A 15,388-nucleotide genomic window follows, 5' to 3' on the forward strand; every position below is an offset into this window, starting at 1 on the left:
TGATTCCCCAGTTTGTATTTCATAATTGTTTTCTTTATTTCGGCCAACTTTAATTAAAATTAGTCGTTATTGAATTTTTATAAATATCTATTTTATGTGCAGTGAAGCGTAAGGTTTTGGATTCTGCATGAATTGTAAGATTAATAATAATCGATAACGGCATTTCGACCGTTTTCACAATATCTTCTATAGCAATATACTCATTTTTTGCTTCCTTATAATAAACAACAGAACGAATTACGGCCTCGTCACCTTCAATATCAATTTCACACATCATAGGGAATTTTTCACCATTATGTAAGAATAATTCGCCTAGTACGATTGAACCGTTTAATTCTTCTGTAAAATTAGTAGTTGCCGCTGGTTTTACCCATGTTTCGTCATGTTCTTCGTTTTCCTCTTCATCTATTGCCCATTCCCAAATGGGGTTTTGTTTTAGGTCCTCAATAGTTAATTTATCAATTGGTTTGCAACTACTCATACATAAATTCTCCTTTTATTTTGATAAATAAGTTTTTTGATTTCATGAATTAGATGATTGCTTATAAGTGGGTTTAACAAAGTATTTTGCTCATTTGATATCCAAACTACTTTATTTTGAAATAAAGCTATTACAGCAATATTAACAAAACTTTAATTGTCTAGTAAATAATTATTAGTGGAGATATTAAAATGGGATGGTGTTAAAGAAAGATAGTAAAAAACATCAAGGATGAATGAAATCCATTTGGTACGATATGGATATATCCAATGTGAGGGGGAGTTTGATGTATCAAGTAAAGGGGTATTTTTCATCATTAAAAGGAAGTTATTATGAGATTGGAAAGCAACAAGGGGAATTCGTGAAACAAAATCCGTATCTTATCCCGCAATTTATACACGAAGAAAATGTAATATCTAATAACCATTGGACAGAATCGAGAAATATACTAAACAAACATTGTCCAGGCATAAATGAAGAAATTGAGGGGTTTTGTGAAGTGTTAAAAATTCCTTCAAAAAATATGATGTATTACTATCAAACACTATTGAAAGCAGGTTGTAGTCATTGTGCAGTATTACCTAAAAAGACCGATTTAGAGCACACATATGTATTAAGGAATTATGATTTGTCACCAGTAATAGATGATATGCGTTTTTGTTCAACTCATGTTGAAGGTGCGTATGCACATAGTGGCTTTTCTACTCAATATCTTGGCCGAACGGAAGGGATAAATGAGCATGGATTAGCTGTTACATTTTCAGCATGTGGTCAACCAGTAGGAAATATTGCAGGTTTAAGAAAGCCAATGGTGAGTGGTTTACAATGTTTTGCGGTAATTCGATTGTTGTTGGAGAAATGTAAAAATGTGCAGGAAGCTAAGTTACTAATAGAAGAAATCCCAATTGCTAGTAATATTAATTTAATAATAGCTGATCCTTTAAATGCAGCATATATTGAAATATTTGACGGTCATAAATCCACAATAACGATTGATGGTGAAAAACAAGCTTTTATTGTATCAACAAACCATGCAGTTAGTTCATCAATTCAGAAATTAAATAATAGGAAATTAGAACAATCAACAAAGAGATATCACCTTTTACATGAGCATTTAAATAGATGTGAACAAGTAAGCATAGAGTCTTTAAAAAAGTTAGTAGAAGAAGAATATCCTGCTGGACTTACTGTGCATAACTATGAAGAATGGTTTGGAACTTTACATTCTGTATTATTCGATTTACATGATCGTACAATGAAGATTTGTTTCGGATCACCACTTTTAAACGACTGGTATTCATTGAAAGTTGGAGGAAATATGCCGTTTTCTGAGGTGAACGTGAACTTTAAAAATAAAACTTATACTGACTTTTGGAAGGAAGATAAGAATGAATTGATACCTAAAAGATAAATGGGATAAGATGGTGATGTAAAGAGTGCATTTATACTGGAGGGATTATCAATACTAAAAGTTATGTTACCATTTGTTCTTATCTTTTTTCTTGTTATTGCGATGTATATTGCTTATCAAAAGAGAAAAAAGTCTGGGATAAAAGGATTGAAAAGTGCGGTAACTTCTATTTGCTTCTTTTCACTTGCAATCTTAAATATGTTTGCATATTGGTTTCATTTTGGCGGTGCTTTTACATGGTTATTTTCAATTGTATTATGGCTAGTTGGTGCATATTTTACTAAATATATTCCAATATCTAAAAAGGTACATTAAAGTTTATAAGAGTTAAATATAATGTTTACTTTATTTTGAAAAGAGATTATTCTACTAGATCGTTGTGAAACGGTTTCATAGGATAATCTCTTTTGTTTAGTTTTGGAAAGAACGTACTGTGATTTTTAGTTGCTCAATAAATTCTCGAGTTGCAGCACACATATATTTATCTTTTCTATAAATTAGCCCTATTTCAATTATTGGAGTAGGGTTTTCTATTTTAATAGCTTGAATGTTTTTATTTTGTAAAAAGTCTATATATGGTTTGGATAACACTGTAATTCCCATTCCTTTGGAAACCATTTGGATTAAAGATTCCATCGTACTAATTTCTAAAATTGGCCTTGGTTTAAAGTTTAACTTTTGACAATGAGATGTAATTAGTTCGGTTAAAAAGAAATTTTTAGGCAAAAGAATTAAAGGGTAGTTCTGTAATTCAGCAATAGATACATGATTACGTTCAGCTAATCGATGACCAGTGGGCACGACCAATGTAAGATCGCTTTTGTATAGAGGGATGGAGATAATCTCTTTATCTTGCACCGGGAGAAATGTAATTCCAATATCTAGTTCGTTTCGTAATAATTTTTCACGAATATCTCCTGTACGAAGCCCTAATACAGAAAGCTCTATATTAGGATATAAATTATTAAAATTTAAAATAGCTGTTGGTAGTAAATAATTTACGACGGTTAACAAAGCCCCTATTGTTAAGGAACCTTGCTGTAATCCGTTTAGGTCTTGAATAGCTGAACGAGCTTGTTCGACTTCATGAAAAATGGTTTTACTATGTGATAATAAAATCTTCCCTGCTTCAGTTAATGATATTTTTTTACCAATTCGATCGAAAAGTGGCATTCCTACTTCATGCTCTAATGTACGTATTTGTTGACTTAGAGAAGGCTGTGAAATATTTAATTTCTCAGCTGCTTTTGTGAAATGTAATTCTTTTGAAACAGCTAAAAAGTATTCAAGTTGTCGTAATTCGATTGGAATCACCTCAAGTATAATAATAGGTTATACCTATCATTATTATATAAATAATTGAATTGAACAATGATTTTAGAGGTTTTATAATCATTTTTATATAACAGAGAGGGTTGTAAAAATTAATTGAGAGAAAATACATGTAACACCTTTAAAGGAGGAAATAGAATGGCTAATGAATATCAATTATTATCTTTAAATATAGGATTACCAAAAGAGGTTACATACGGTGGAAAGGTAGTTCATACAGGCATAAATAAGAAACAAGTAAAGGAACCGGTATATTTATCCTTTGTAAAATTTAATGGGGATGGACAAGCTGACTTAGTTCATCATGGAGGAGTAGATAAAGCAGTTTGTGTTTATACTGGTGATCACTATCCATACTGGGAAAAAGAATTGAATCAAGATCTTGTATATGGGGCTTTCGGAGAAAATATAACAGTTAGTGGTATGAGCGAAGAGGATGTTTGTATTGGTGATACATTTGAGCTAGGACAGGCAATCGTACAGGTAACACAACCAAGGCAACCTTGTTTTAAATTAGCAAAAAAATATAATATTCCAAAGTTACCACTATATTTTCAAGAAACAGGATATACAGGATTTTATTTTCGTGTATTAAAAGAAGGATGGGTATCATCAGTCGACACCTTAAAAAGACTACAGTCTGATCCAAAAGGTGTTTCAGTAGCATTCGCTAACCGTATTATGCATAAGGAAAAACAAAATATTGAAGGGGTAAAAAGGATATTAGAAGTAAATGCACTTTCAAATAGTTGGAGAAAGTCTTTTGAAAAGCGTATAAGTGGAGAAGAAATTAATACGAAGGAAAGACTTGAAGGGATAAAAGAATAAAAATATTTTATTATAAATAGTGTATTTCTATTAGTAAAAGCTAATTAGAAAGCGCTATTTTTATAAAATAAACTAATTAATATCCGAAAATCTTAATATTTTTTTATTCGACTTATTTTCAAATAGTCGAAACATAAAATTAATTAGACTTTTTTTTTATGTTTTATGATAGTATATTGATTGGTAAGACCTCTATTTTTAAGAGTAGGTCATATAAGTATATCTAATTTAATGGAATTTAACATTTGGAGGTACAACATGGGGAATGTTGAAAAATTGGTAAGTCTTCTAATAGAAGAACCGAAAAGAGAGCAGTTATTTCCTTTATTTGAAGAAGTGTTTGGAATTACAACTCAAACATTGAATGATTTTTCGGATAAAGGGTATTGGGATGATACATATAAAGCTTTATCATTTTTACAAGAAGATAAAGTGATTGCAAATGTTGCTGCATTTTCACTCCCATTATTAATTAATGGTGAAAAAATAAATGCGGCGGGTATTCAATCAGTCATGACACACCCTAATTTTCGTAGACAAGGGCTAATGACACAATTAATGGATAAAATGATAGAAGAAATCGATAAGAAATGTGAATGTGCATTATTGTTTACGGAAAAACCTGAACTATATACAGCATTTGGGTTTAAAGTTGTGCAGGAATATTTGATGACTATACCATATGATAAAAATATTAATAATAACGATTCACTACTTAAAAAGTTAAATTTCTATAATATAGAGAATAGACAGTTAATACATGAAATTATTGATAGTAGCCAAAGACTTTCAAATAGTTTTTCAACTTTAAACTTCCATCCTTCATTTTATTTGAATATGTATGATTCGGAATGGAATGAGAAATTGTATTATTCAGAGAAACTAGATGCTCTAATCGTTTATGAAGTAGACAATGAAAAGTTGAAATTATTTGGAGTATTTGCGCCAGTACTTCCGGTTTTAGATGAATTATGTGGAGAAATCAATGAAAGGTTTACTGAAATCGAATTTTATTTTTCTCCAGATCAATTAGGGGTTGAGGATGTACAGTTTACAGAAGTACAGTCTAGCAAGTATTTAATGGTTCGAAGTGATAAAGAGTTAGATTTTAAAGGTTATAAATTCCCAGTATTAGCGGAGTTTTAAATGTCTATATAAATGCTTTATTATGGAGGAGCTATGAATATATCGTATATACCAGAACATATTGAGCAACTCACTATAATGAATGTACCTGAATACTATAAAATTAATGATAATCATGCGTTTATTGTCCGTTCGAAAGCAGAAACTGATTTTTGGCTTAAAACACATTATGGTTTTGAAGTAATGAATGGTCATGTATTTTATAATGAGATGATGACAGACTTTCAAGCGGAAGTTCAGTTACGTATGAATCCAAATTCAAAATTCGATCAAGCAGGTCTTTTTGTTATGATTTCGGAGAACTGTTGGCTAAAAACATCTTTAGAATATATCCCTGAAGGGCCATCTCACTTAGGTGCTGTCGTAACGAATAATGGATATTCTGACTGGTCAACGCAAGATTATCCAACTGAAGCAGCTAAGCAACAACTTCGTTTTCGAATTATTCGAAAAAGCGGTGATTATACAATATATGTGAAAAAGAGCCATCAATGGGAACAAATAAGAATCGCTCATTTAATGGAGGATATAGGGAAGGAGCCTGTTAAAATAGGTTTTTACACGTGTAGTCCTTCTAAAAATAAGGGATTTGAGACTGAGTTTTTACATTTTACAATTGAAGAAATATAGATGAAAAACCGTATTCTTTTCATTAAGAATGCGGTTTTTGTATTTACATAATATAAAGCACATTTATTGACCAGAAAGTCATTAATACTTATCATTTAATAATGTTAAATATTAATTTACATAATATAATAGAAGTAATGAAGAAATTACAAAATATATCGCCTTAAATAAGGAGGGATATGAATTATTCAGTGGTAATTTCATGGGAAAAGGAGATTATGTATGAAATCATTTCGTAAGTTATTACAGTATTTAAAACCATACATGTTCTTCGCTATTATTGGGCCGCTATTTATGGTACTTGAGGTTGCGATGGACTTAATTCAACCGACTATTATGCAACATATCATTGATGTTGGGATTGCAAATCGGGATTTAAATTATGTAATAAAAATGGGGCTTCTTATGATAGGAGCAGCAGCACTCGGTTTAGTTGGAGGGCTTGGGTGTATGATGTATTCTACAAAAGCAGCTGTTAATTTCGCTACAGACATACGAAAAGATGTGTTTGCGAAAATAGAAACATTTTCTAGTAATAATCGTGATTCATTTGGAACAGGTAAATTATTAACGATCGTGACGAATGATATCACTTCCATTCAATCGGCAATGACGATGACATTACGTGTTCTCGTTCGTGGTCCGCTGTTATTTATCGGAAGTATAATTATTGTTTTTGTAACAGCGCGAGAGTTATTTCCAATATTACTTGTAGTTGTTCCGATTTTATTACTTGCGATTATTTTAATTGCAAGTAAAGCAAGTGGTACATTTAAAAAGGTGCAAGAGGCATTGGACAAAGTGAATACAAAGTTACAAGAAAATTTATCTGGTGTGCGTGTTATAAAAGCGTATGTAAGACAAAAATACGAAATCGCTCAATTTGGAAGTGTAAATACAAATTTAACGAAGATAAATATTCGAGCTGTGCAACTTATTTCTTTAATGATGCCAATCATTATGCTAGTTGTAAGTGGCGGGATTGTCGCAACATTATGGATTGGTGGAGAAAAAGTATTCGATGGAACGCTTCAAGTAGGAGCGATTTTGGCATTTATTAATTACTTGAATATCATTTTAATGTCACTTATGTCGATTAGCATGGTATTTATTCAAATTGCGCGAGCTTTTCCATCTGCGGATCGTGTACAGCAAGTGTTAAATACCGAGGTTGATATTATAAGCGAAGCGAATGCAATCGAACCTGAGAAAATCGAGGGGAATATCGAATTTAAAAATGTTAGTTATAGCTATACGAAAAATAATGAATACGTTTTAAAAGATATTTCGTTTAGCATACAAAAAGGTGAAAAAGTAGGGATTATTGGATCAACTGGAAGTGGTAAATCTACCTTAGCGAAACTGTTACCACGTCTATATGATGTGGATCAAGGTGAAATATGTATAGATGGAATAGATGTTAAAACATATGATTTGCAAAAACTCCGTGCTTCAATAGGGTTTGTACCTCAGAAGGCTTTGTTGTTCTCAGGTAGTATAGAAGAGAATTTACGTTATGGTAAAGAAAATGCAACACATGATGAGCTGGAAGTAGCAGCTGCATCAGCTTGTGCGACTGAGTTTATTAATAAGCTGGAAGAATCTTATCAATATAATTTAACACAAGGTGCGACAAATCTATCAGGTGGACAAAAACAACGTGTATCAATTGCGAGGGCACTTGTGAGAAAACCACCGATTCTCATATTAGATGATTCTACATCAGCAGTTGATGCAAAATCAGAGGCTACTATTCAAACAGCTTTAAAAACAAAATATAAAGGCACAACGACTTTATTAATTGCGTCTAAAATTTCTTCCATAATGGATGCGGATAAAATACTTGTATTAGATAATGGTGAATTAGTTGGCAATGGTACACATGAACAATTGTTAGAACAAAGTGAGGTTTATCAGGAAATTTATCTTTCCCAAGGTGGTAATTTGCATAAAGAAGGTGGGGAAGAACATGCGTAATTTTCAAGGGCAATTTGCTAATAAAGGTGGACGAAACACACCAAAGATGGGAAAAGCTAAAAATGCCCAAGGAACTGTAATGCGGATATGGAACTATATGGGCTATCAAAAAGCTGCTCTAATGTTTGTTATATTTCTAGTCGTTGTTACTACTTTACTTGGATTATTAGGTCCCTATTTTATGGGAGTCATTATAGATCAATATATTGTACCGAAAGATTTAAGTGGTACAGCAAGAATGTGTATGTTACTTATCGCGATTTACGGTGTAACTGTACTTTTAACATGGTTACAAACATTTGTCATGATTAACGTTGCATTAAAAACAATTCAAAAAATACGACAAGATATTTTTGAGAAAATCCAAACGCTTTCTTTACGGTTCTTTGATGTGCGTTCTCAAGGTGATTTAATGAGCCGTGTGACAAATGATATAGATAATTTGAATCAAGCTTTGACACAAAGTGTTGTACAAATTATTTCATCAGCGTTAACTTTTATAGGTGTAACGATTGCGATGTTCGCCTTAAATTGGATTTTAGCAATTGTAACTTTAATTACAGTACCTATTATGTTTTACGTTACAAAAAAACTAGTTGCATATAGTGGTAAAAACTTTGCGAAGCGTCAAAAAGATTTAGGTGAATTAAATGGATTTATTGAGGAAGCAATTACAGGTGCGGATGTTACGACGTTGTATGGAAAAGAAAAAGAAACTGTACAAAATTTCAATAAAATTAATGAACAGCTAAGAGTTTCAGCTACGAAGGCTGATACATTTTCAGCTTTTATTTTTCCAAGTATGAACTTTATTAATAACTTAGGTATGGGGCTTGTCATTGGGACTGGATCAGTTATGGTCTTAAACGGAATGACAACAGTAGGTGTTATTGCGGCTTTTATTAATTATTCTCGTCAATTCTCAAGACCGTTAAGTCAATTTGCGACTTTAATGAATACAATTCAAGCGGCAGTTGCTGGTGGAGAACGTGTTTTTGAGATTATGGATGAGGTACCAGAAATTCAAAATAAAAAAGATGCATTTGTTGTACAAAATTTACAAGGGCATGTTGCACTTGAGAATGTTTCATTTGGCTATGCAGAAAATAAAACGATTTTAAAAGAAGTGAGTCTTAAAGCGCAGCCAGGAGAGACAATTGCTTTAGTTGGCCCGACTGGATCAGGGAAAACAACAATCATTAATTTGTTAACTCGCTTTTACGATATACAGCAAGGACAAATTCATATTGATGGAAAAGATATAAAAGATTATGATATTAATTCTTTACGAAGTAAAATAGGAGTAGTTTTACAGGATACGTATTTATTTGCTGGTTCGATTATGGATAATATCCGTTATGGACGCTTAGATGCTACTGATGAAGAAGTTATCACTGCAGCTAAGGCAGCATCTGCACATTCTTTTATTAAGCATTTGCCAAATCAATATGAAACAGAAATTGCTTCAGAAGGATCGAATTTAAGTCAAGGACAAAAACAACTTCTTGCGATTGCACGAGCAATTTTAGCAGATGCAGATATATTAATTCTCGATGAAGCGACATCTAATATTGACACAAGAACAGAATTACAAATACAAGCAGGACTAAATAATTTAATGAGAGGTCGCACAAGTTTTGTGATCGCTCATCGACTTAAAACAATTGAAAAAGCAGATCAAATTCTTGTTATAAAGGATGGAAGAATTTTAGAAAGAGGGGATCACGAATCTCTTATGAAAGATAAAGGATTCTATTTTGATTTGTATACGAGTCAGTTTAAAATATAGTAAAAGCATTGATATGTTGCGGTTTCTCTTGAGAGGAGAAACCGCATTTTTTATATTTACAAATATTACTATCCAAATGGTCTTTCACTACATATTTTAACAGCATCCTCCTGTATTCCAGGCAAAACATGTGAATAGCGATTTAATGTTATGAACATATCTTTATAACTGAAGTATTCACTTACAGTCTTTAGATGTATATCTTGTTTCAAAAGTAGCGTAGCATGTGTATAATAACGTAAATCATAAAATCGAACTTTAAAAATCGGAGTTTAAATAAAAAGAGCGCTGTTAATAGCGCTCTGAGACAAACCATATATTTAGAGAGGAATCAAGATAATATATGGATATTGTGTGAGAATGTTGTAGGTTTTAATTAAAAATAAAGCACACATATAAGTGTGCTTTTATGAACGCTTTAGATTTGTATGACTATATAGTCATACAATAAAATATGCTTGTTTAATATAAATGTGTGTCAAATCTATAAAAAGATATTGTGTATAAGGAACAATAAATGTTAATTAGCCAAGTCTTTTGTTTTTATCCTGCTATTTGCCGGGCAGTAAGACCCCCACCTTAAAATTCAGCGGAAGCAAAGAAGTTAGGTGGGGGCCGGACTGCCCGTAAAAGCCCGATTGGTGAGGGCTGATTAAAGTTTCACTTTATTAACGAATTTGCGAAACTGTTAACGCTGCAGAACGAATATCTACTGTACCTATTACTTCAACGGGGACAATTTGAATTAAATCACCAGGGTTTAAGTTAATTAGAATGACACCACTTGATACATCAACTTCACCAGTTCCGATAATATTAGAACGGACTGCGGTTCCGGATCCTGCAATAACATTAGTCGATGAATTTAATGTCAAGAAAAAGCGTGCTGCTTCTGGGGCTACTGGAACGTTATCAAGACTAATCGTTAATGTATAGCTAATTTGATAAATACCAGCTACTTGAATTTTAATACCAGTTCCAGTACTAATTGTATCATTGATTACAGGGACAGTAATGTTAGGATTTGGGCCTGTACTAGGTAATAGTAGTGGTGTAAATAATGTTGCAAATTGAGGTGAAGTAGCATTGAAGGCAAAACCTAGGGCAGGTAGTGTACTAGGTGCTTGTGCTTCACAATTAAAATTAGTGAATTTACGAATGGATGAGCGCATATTTTCACTCCTTTCTTGTATTTAGATTTCGTGAGTATTAACTTCACGTTTTGGACAAGCATAATACAATATATGAAAATTTATAGTAGATAGTGCACAAGCGTTACTATTACGGATAAAGCTATGAAATAATAAATACTATATGGAAAAAGCAGTTAGCTAATTTAACTAACTGCTTAGTCGGTTCTCCAAGAGCAAATAGGCGAAAAATTATTGCGCTATATAAAAGATCGCTATAGATAAGTGCTCTTTTTGAGAGTGAGTATAAAATTCTATCATTCTATCTAGTATGTGCACTGTATTATGTAGTTGCTACTAAAATTGATGTGAATTTTTAAAATTAGAGGTTTCTTTCAATGAAACCTCTAAAAAGACAACTAAATTTACGTTATAGTAAATTCAATTGCGATAGGAGTGCCTCCATCTAGGACTGCTCCTCCTACAATAGTAGCAGCTGTAGTAGTCACACCAGTAATAGTATCACCTGTTTGAATAACACCATTAATATAAAGTGTTAAAAAGGCATAAGAAGCAGGGAATGTTGTTACAGCACCAGTGTCATCAGTGAAGTCTGTGTTAGCAAAAGTTAAATCTGCACCAGCAGCAGTTCCTGTTGCGGCTGTACTTACAAATCGTCTTCCGGCTATAAAAGGTTTAACGATAGGCATTTATATTCACCCCTTTTTGAGAATTAACTTAGACAAGTTTTTTGAAAGTTTTGTCCTGTATCGTATATTATGCTGTGCTTCTACTAAGAGATACGGCTTGTATACTAGTAAATAAGTATAATTATTATGCGTTTTATAAGTTAGGTTCTTATAAGTAATTAAGTGGTTAAGGTTGGATTTTGTATATGGTATGTTTATGTTAAAAAAGAGAGCTCTTTTAGAAAGAGCTCTTAATCAAATTATTATCTTAGTGTTGGAGGGAAACTGGCGGCCTCAGTGACAGATGGTAGAAATAATTTACGTGGTATTGTAATAAATTCAAGCGCAATTTGCTTTGGATAAAAAAGTATTTGAGTTAAATCTAGAGCATGTATTAATAGTATCATGAAGCTTGTAAGAATGATAAAACTACCCCAAAAGAAACTTTTTGAAGTGTTGCGGAAATCTTTTATTAAAGAAAAGAATGAAAAAAATGCGGTAACAATGAGAATAAAAAATTTATACTTATCAGCCATTGTGATCCTCCTAAAGAACAGTAATTTATATTATACCGTATTTTTCAATATTATTATAAAAAGATTTTAAAGTGAATAATGAGAAAAAAATAAAACAAAAAATTCAAACATTAGTTTAGGTTCTATTGTTTGAATTTTTTGTTTTAGAAGGTATATAATCTGAAATTGAAAATTTTCCAAATGAATTACGATTTTTTATTTCTGATCCAACATCAAGTGCTTAATGAAATGGTATGAAAGATTATAGGCTAGTGATACGAGATTAAATAAGAGGAATTTGCGTGCTGCAAGCGTCCTAGCTCAGATTTCTACTAGAGAAAAGTATTTAGTTGGAGTTGGTATGTTAATAAAAAACGGATAGATGTCGAAACTAAATATTCATGACATTAAGGACAAAGATCAGGAAATATAATTTGGTATTCTGGGAATAACCGGAGATCCGTAGTTAAGGTTGCATAGTATTTGTATTTTTTTTCTAATTTTTCAATTGTTGTTAAGTGATGAGAACCTAATCCACGTCGTACACTATGTTGAGAAAGAGTCGGCCCAATTTGTAATTTTCGTTTTTTCATTGGATCGTTCCATGGACTGTAAAAAAATTTAAAAATAAAAGCAGGTTCCATGTAAATGCTATAAGGATAATGCGAACCATGTCTCCCGACTCTATAGTTCCCGTGCGAATTATTGTGAATTAATCTACCGTTAAGATATAGTTGATTTGGATTAGGTTGAATTATTATGCCGTGATAACGTTGTTTAACAAGCGGAGAACTATATCTTGGATTAGTGTAGCCATAAGTCGGTTCATCAATCATCATAATCATTCTTATTGAAAACATATTGCCGCCCATAGTGCTAAGTGATTTAAAAAATTGTTCTTTATTATAACAGCACAGGAATTCTGTCGTATTCAATACCATTTTCCATCCTGGAATTTCTCTTTCAATTTCCATAACTTCTTGATCAACTAAATAAGCATCAAATTCGAGTGATTTTGAGTTTCGTATTTCCCAATTAGGAGCGAATGTTTTACAGATTTCAACTGAACGATCAGTGGATCCACGATTAATAAGAATGCCATGATCAAATAGCTTTGTATGGTGCATTAACCACCATGGAAGTAAATATTCTTCATTGTAAAAATGAGAAATTAAAGTAGTCTTAATCAAAATCACCTCCGTATTTAACCTGCTTCTTATTTAATATGATATGGAAGGAAACCTATTGTTAGAAGGTTTCCTCTTAAAAGTTTTAAACCACATAGGGTATGTGGATGGATTAGTATATAAAGTAGTCTGATTGATAAAGAGTGGTATTAAAAAGTACAAAATCTAAAATGAGCATCGAATTAGTGTATAACGATTGAAACGGCACTGAAAACTAATAAAACAGCCATAATCATGTTGAATAATTGGTTATGTTTTACTAATAATTTTTGGAATATTGAACCAAATAAACTCCAACTAAATGTACTCAGTAAACCGACTATACCTAGAAATAATGAGAAAAGCAGAAAACTTGAATATGAATTGTAGTAGGGGAGTATAAAAGTAGAGACTACTGTGAGTCCGAATAATATTCCTTTTGGATTAACAAATTGAATGAAAATACCCACTGTAAATAAGTTTTTATTATTTTTTTCATTGTGATCTGCACCGCCTTTACTAGTAATTATTTTAAAGGCTAAATATAGCATATACGCGACACCTAAAATTTTTAAAGGAAATTCAATTAAAGGGATAATATTAATTAATACAATATTAAAAAAACTACATAAAGAAGTGAGGATGAAAAAACCAAAAGCTACTCCGAAGCAAAAGTTTATGCTTTTCTTTAATCCATGTTGATTTGCGTATGTCATAGCTAAGAAATTGTTGGGACCAGGTGTGAAGCTACTTATAAATACAAATAACAAAAAAGAAAATATAGGCATTTCAAAACCCCCTATTTTTTGTGTGTTATAATGACCAAAAAGAACAATATAACGTGTGCTTTTTATTATACATAACGGTCGTTATATTGTATACAGTGTAGGAGTGTTTTTTATGGAAGAAATTCAACTTATTCTGGCAAAAAATTTAAAATCAATACGTGAAAAAGAAAAATTAAGTTTAGAAAAGGTCTCTCAATTAACAGGTGTAAGTAAAACAATGATTGGACAGATAGAAAGAGGAGATTCAAGCCCGACACTAACAACAATATGGAAAATTGCTAATGGTTTGAAAGTATCATTTACCTCTTTAATTAATAATCCACAGCCTGATACGAAAGTAGTTTTACGAAATGATGTTCAAGTATTGTCTGAAGACAATGGGAGATATAAGGTGTATCCCTCATTTCCTTTCCAAGATGATAGGAATTTTGAAATCTATATGGTTGAAATTGATACAGAAGGGAAATTAAGTTCAGAAGCGCATAAAGAAGGAACAGAAGAGTTTATAACGGTATTTGAAGGGAAATTGACAATTGACATAAATGATTGTCAATATACGTTAAATAATGGAGACTCAATTCGCTTTAAGGCGGATAGACCGCATACTTATACTAATTCAGGAAAAACATTAACTCGGTTAAGTATGACTATTTATTATCCAGCTTTATAAGCTGGCAATAATATAAAGAGTAAAAATAAATGTGTATTGTTAAAACCATCTATAAGAGATGGTTTTATTTTTTTGAATATAAAAAAAGACACTCAATTGAGTGTCAATATAGTATTGCTCTCGCGTATAGGATTGGAGATGTTCCTCAAATACATATTGAGATGGTCTGTAAAGAAGAAACGATCTTCATCTTTAATGTAACATCGACATGGGGGAAGTGTAAATTGATAATATATATACGGAAAATTTAGTATAGATGTTTTCTACTATGGATATAGTACAATTTATTTTTATTACTTAATCACTATCGTAATATTTATCAATTGAGTATTTAGATTGTTTATTATAAAAAGAATGAATCATTTTTTAATCAATTCGTATAATTGTAAGAGAGGCACCTGTTGATCCACCTCCAACTAAATTCACGACGGATAATATACCAAATAATTGTAGTGAAATTGTATTACCAGCATTTAAATTAGTAATTAAATTATTACTATAATTTGAAGTTGATAAAGCGGGAGAAAAAATAGAGCCAGGAATTGGCGTAGAAGCGTTTAATAGTAGTCTAGTTCCAGCAAGTAGAGCGGTTGTCGTATTAACTTGATAGGTTAAATGATATCTTCCAGTTACAGGAATTGTAAATACGTCATTTGAAGCGTTAACTGTAAAATTACCAAGACTTTGGTTATTTGAAAGTGGAATGTTTGTTCCTCCTAATATGACTGAAACAGGACCACCTGATGTATTATTAGCGAACATAGAGTTTGTTGTAACGATTGACCCAGTACTTCCGGTAGGCCCAGTACTTCCGGTAGGCCCAGTACTTCCGGTAG

16 protein-coding genes are annotated in these 15,388 nt (G+C 31.9%); 8 read left to right on the forward strand and 8 right to left on the reverse strand.

The window, feature by feature from the left end:
* Positions 1-49: 49 nt before the first annotated feature.
* Entirely contained in the window at positions 50-481 is a 432-nt protein-coding gene (locus BUA87_RS03145; protein WP_072938385.1) for a hypothetical protein, read from the reverse strand.
* 286 nt (positions 482-767) lie between these two features.
* Between BUA87_RS03145 and BUA87_RS03150 the strand changes: the two genes are divergently transcribed.
* Positions 768-1,892, forward strand: coding sequence for a C45 family autoproteolytic acyltransferase/hydrolase (locus BUA87_RS03150; RefSeq protein ID WP_072938388.1), 1,125 nt, complete (start codon positions 768-770; stop codon positions 1,890-1,892).
* Between the two features lie 63 nt (positions 1,893-1,955).
* Positions 1,956-2,207 (forward strand): hypothetical protein, encoded by a 252-nt coding sequence (locus BUA87_RS03155; protein ID WP_072938391.1) that lies wholly within the window; start codon positions 1,956-1,958, stop codon positions 2,205-2,207.
* 96 nt (positions 2,208-2,303) lie between these two features.
* Here BUA87_RS03155 and BUA87_RS03160 read toward each other — a convergent pair whose 3' ends face one another.
* Entirely contained in the window at positions 2,304-3,206 is a 903-nt protein-coding gene (locus BUA87_RS03160; RefSeq protein ID WP_000612255.1) for a LysR family transcriptional regulator, read from the reverse strand.
* 156 nt (positions 3,207-3,362) lie between these two features.
* Here BUA87_RS03160 and BUA87_RS03165 point away from each other — a divergent pair, with 156 nt between their 5' ends.
* The 5 genes from BUA87_RS03165 (at position 3,363) to BUA87_RS03185 (ending at position 9,594) form a co-directional block, all read left to right on the forward strand.
* Positions 3,363-4,052, forward strand: a complete 690-nt coding sequence (locus BUA87_RS03165) for an MOSC domain-containing protein (RefSeq protein ID WP_001263003.1) — start codon at positions 3,363-3,365, stop codon at positions 4,050-4,052.
* 258 nt (positions 4,053-4,310) lie between these two features.
* Positions 4,311-5,198 carry a GNAT family N-acetyltransferase gene (locus tag BUA87_RS03170; protein WP_000528680.1) on the forward strand — a complete coding sequence of 296 codons (888 nt, stop codon included), beginning with the start codon at positions 4,311-4,313 and terminating at the stop codon, positions 5,196-5,198.
* Between the two features lie 33 nt (positions 5,199-5,231).
* Entirely contained in the window at positions 5,232-5,828 is a 597-nt protein-coding gene (locus BUA87_RS03175; RefSeq protein ID WP_001027676.1) for a DUF1349 domain-containing protein, read from the forward strand.
* Between the two features lie 222 nt (positions 5,829-6,050).
* Positions 6,051-7,805, forward strand: coding sequence for an ABC transporter ATP-binding protein (locus BUA87_RS03180; RefSeq protein ID WP_000834779.1), 1,755 nt, complete (start codon positions 6,051-6,053; stop codon positions 7,803-7,805).
* A complete protein-coding gene (locus BUA87_RS03185) occupies positions 7,798-9,594 on the forward strand; it encodes an ABC transporter ATP-binding protein (RefSeq protein WP_016512862.1) in 1,797 nt (598 codons plus the stop codon). Before BUA87_RS03180 ends, BUA87_RS03185 begins: the two co-directional genes overlap by 8 nt.
* Positions 9,595-10,262: 668 nt before the next feature.
* Here the strand turns inward: BUA87_RS03185 and exsF are convergent.
* The 5 genes from exsF to BUA87_RS03215 all read right to left on the reverse strand — a co-directional run bounded on the left by exsF (position 10,263) and on the right by BUA87_RS03215 (position 13,882).
* Positions 10,263-10,766: an exosporium protein ExsF gene (gene exsF / locus BUA87_RS03195; RefSeq protein WP_001257882.1), complete on the reverse strand. Its 504-nt coding sequence runs from the start codon at positions 10,764-10,766 to the stop codon at positions 10,263-10,265.
* A 383-nt stretch (positions 10,767-11,149) separates the two neighbouring features.
* Positions 11,150-11,434 (reverse strand): DUF4183 domain-containing protein, encoded by a 285-nt coding sequence (locus tag BUA87_RS03200; protein WP_001123247.1) that lies wholly within the window; start codon positions 11,432-11,434, stop codon positions 11,150-11,152.
* A gap of 242 nt (positions 11,435-11,676) precedes the next feature.
* Positions 11,677-11,949 (reverse strand): hypothetical protein, encoded by a 273-nt coding sequence (locus tag BUA87_RS03205; RefSeq protein ID WP_000774115.1) that lies wholly within the window; start codon positions 11,947-11,949, stop codon positions 11,677-11,679.
* 386 nt (positions 11,950-12,335) lie between these two features.
* Positions 12,336-13,118, reverse strand: coding sequence for a glycosyltransferase family 2 protein (locus BUA87_RS03210; protein WP_000598282.1), 783 nt, complete (start codon positions 13,116-13,118; stop codon positions 12,336-12,338).
* A 179-nt stretch (positions 13,119-13,297) separates the two neighbouring features.
* A complete protein-coding gene (locus BUA87_RS03215) occupies positions 13,298-13,882 on the reverse strand; it encodes a LysE family translocator (RefSeq protein ID WP_001121266.1) in 585 nt (194 codons plus the stop codon).
* A 55-nt stretch (positions 13,883-13,937) separates the two neighbouring features.
* Here BUA87_RS03215 and BUA87_RS03220 point away from each other — a divergent pair, with 55 nt between their 5' ends.
* Positions 13,938-14,552, forward strand: coding sequence for a helix-turn-helix domain-containing protein (locus tag BUA87_RS03220; protein ID WP_072938397.1), 615 nt, complete (start codon positions 13,938-13,940; stop codon positions 14,550-14,552).
* Positions 14,553-14,918: 366 nt separating this feature from the next.
* On the opposite strand, the gene BUA87_RS03230 is transcribed toward BUA87_RS03220, so the two are convergent.
* A partial coding sequence (locus BUA87_RS03230) for a BclA C-terminal domain-containing protein (RefSeq protein WP_072938401.1) occupies positions 14,919-15,388 on the reverse strand: 470 nt, incomplete at its 5' end.

Source organism: Bacillus sp. bc15, from assembly GCF_900142585.1.
In the GTDB taxonomy this organism is placed as follows: domain Bacteria; phylum Bacillota; class Bacilli; order Bacillales; family Bacillaceae_G; genus Bacillus_A; species Bacillus_A cereus.

Bases quoted from the DNA above. Each gene is read 5' to 3' on its own strand.
- BUA87_RS03150 (WP_072938388.1), top strand. From the start codon at position 768: ATGTATCAAGTAAAGGGGTATTTTTCATCATTAAAAGGAAGTTATTAT.
- BUA87_RS03185 (WP_016512862.1), top strand. From the start codon at position 7,798: ATGCGTAATTTTCAAGGGCAATTTGCTAATAAAGGTGGACGAAACACA.
- BUA87_RS03200 (WP_001123247.1), bottom strand. From the start codon at position 11,434: ATGCCTATCGTTAAACCTTTTATAGCCGGAAGACGATTTGTAAGTACA.
- BUA87_RS03155 (WP_072938391.1), top strand. From the start codon at position 1,956: ATGTTACCATTTGTTCTTATCTTTTTTCTTGTTATTGCGATGTATATT.
- BUA87_RS03180 (WP_000834779.1), top strand. From the start codon at position 6,051: ATGAAATCATTTCGTAAGTTATTACAGTATTTAAAACCATACATGTTC.
- BUA87_RS03205 (WP_000774115.1), bottom strand. From the start codon at position 11,949: ATGGCTGATAAGTATAAATTTTTTATTCTCATTGTTACCGCATTTTTT.
- BUA87_RS03165 (WP_001263003.1), top strand. From the start codon at position 3,363: ATGGCTAATGAATATCAATTATTATCTTTAAATATAGGATTACCAAAA.
- BUA87_RS03175 (WP_001027676.1), top strand. From the start codon at position 5,232: ATGAATATATCGTATATACCAGAACATATTGAGCAACTCACTATAATG.
- BUA87_RS03170 (WP_000528680.1), top strand. From the start codon at position 4,311: ATGGGGAATGTTGAAAAATTGGTAAGTCTTCTAATAGAAGAACCGAAA.
- BUA87_RS03215 (WP_001121266.1), bottom strand. From the start codon at position 13,882: ATGCCTATATTTTCTTTTTTGTTATTTGTATTTATAAGTAGCTTCACA.
- BUA87_RS03145 (WP_072938385.1), bottom strand. From the start codon at position 481: ATGAGTAGTTGCAAACCAATTGATAAATTAACTATTGAGGACCTAAAA.
- exsF (WP_001257882.1), bottom strand. From the start codon at position 10,766: ATGCGCTCATCCATTCGTAAATTCACTAATTTTAATTGTGAAGCACAA.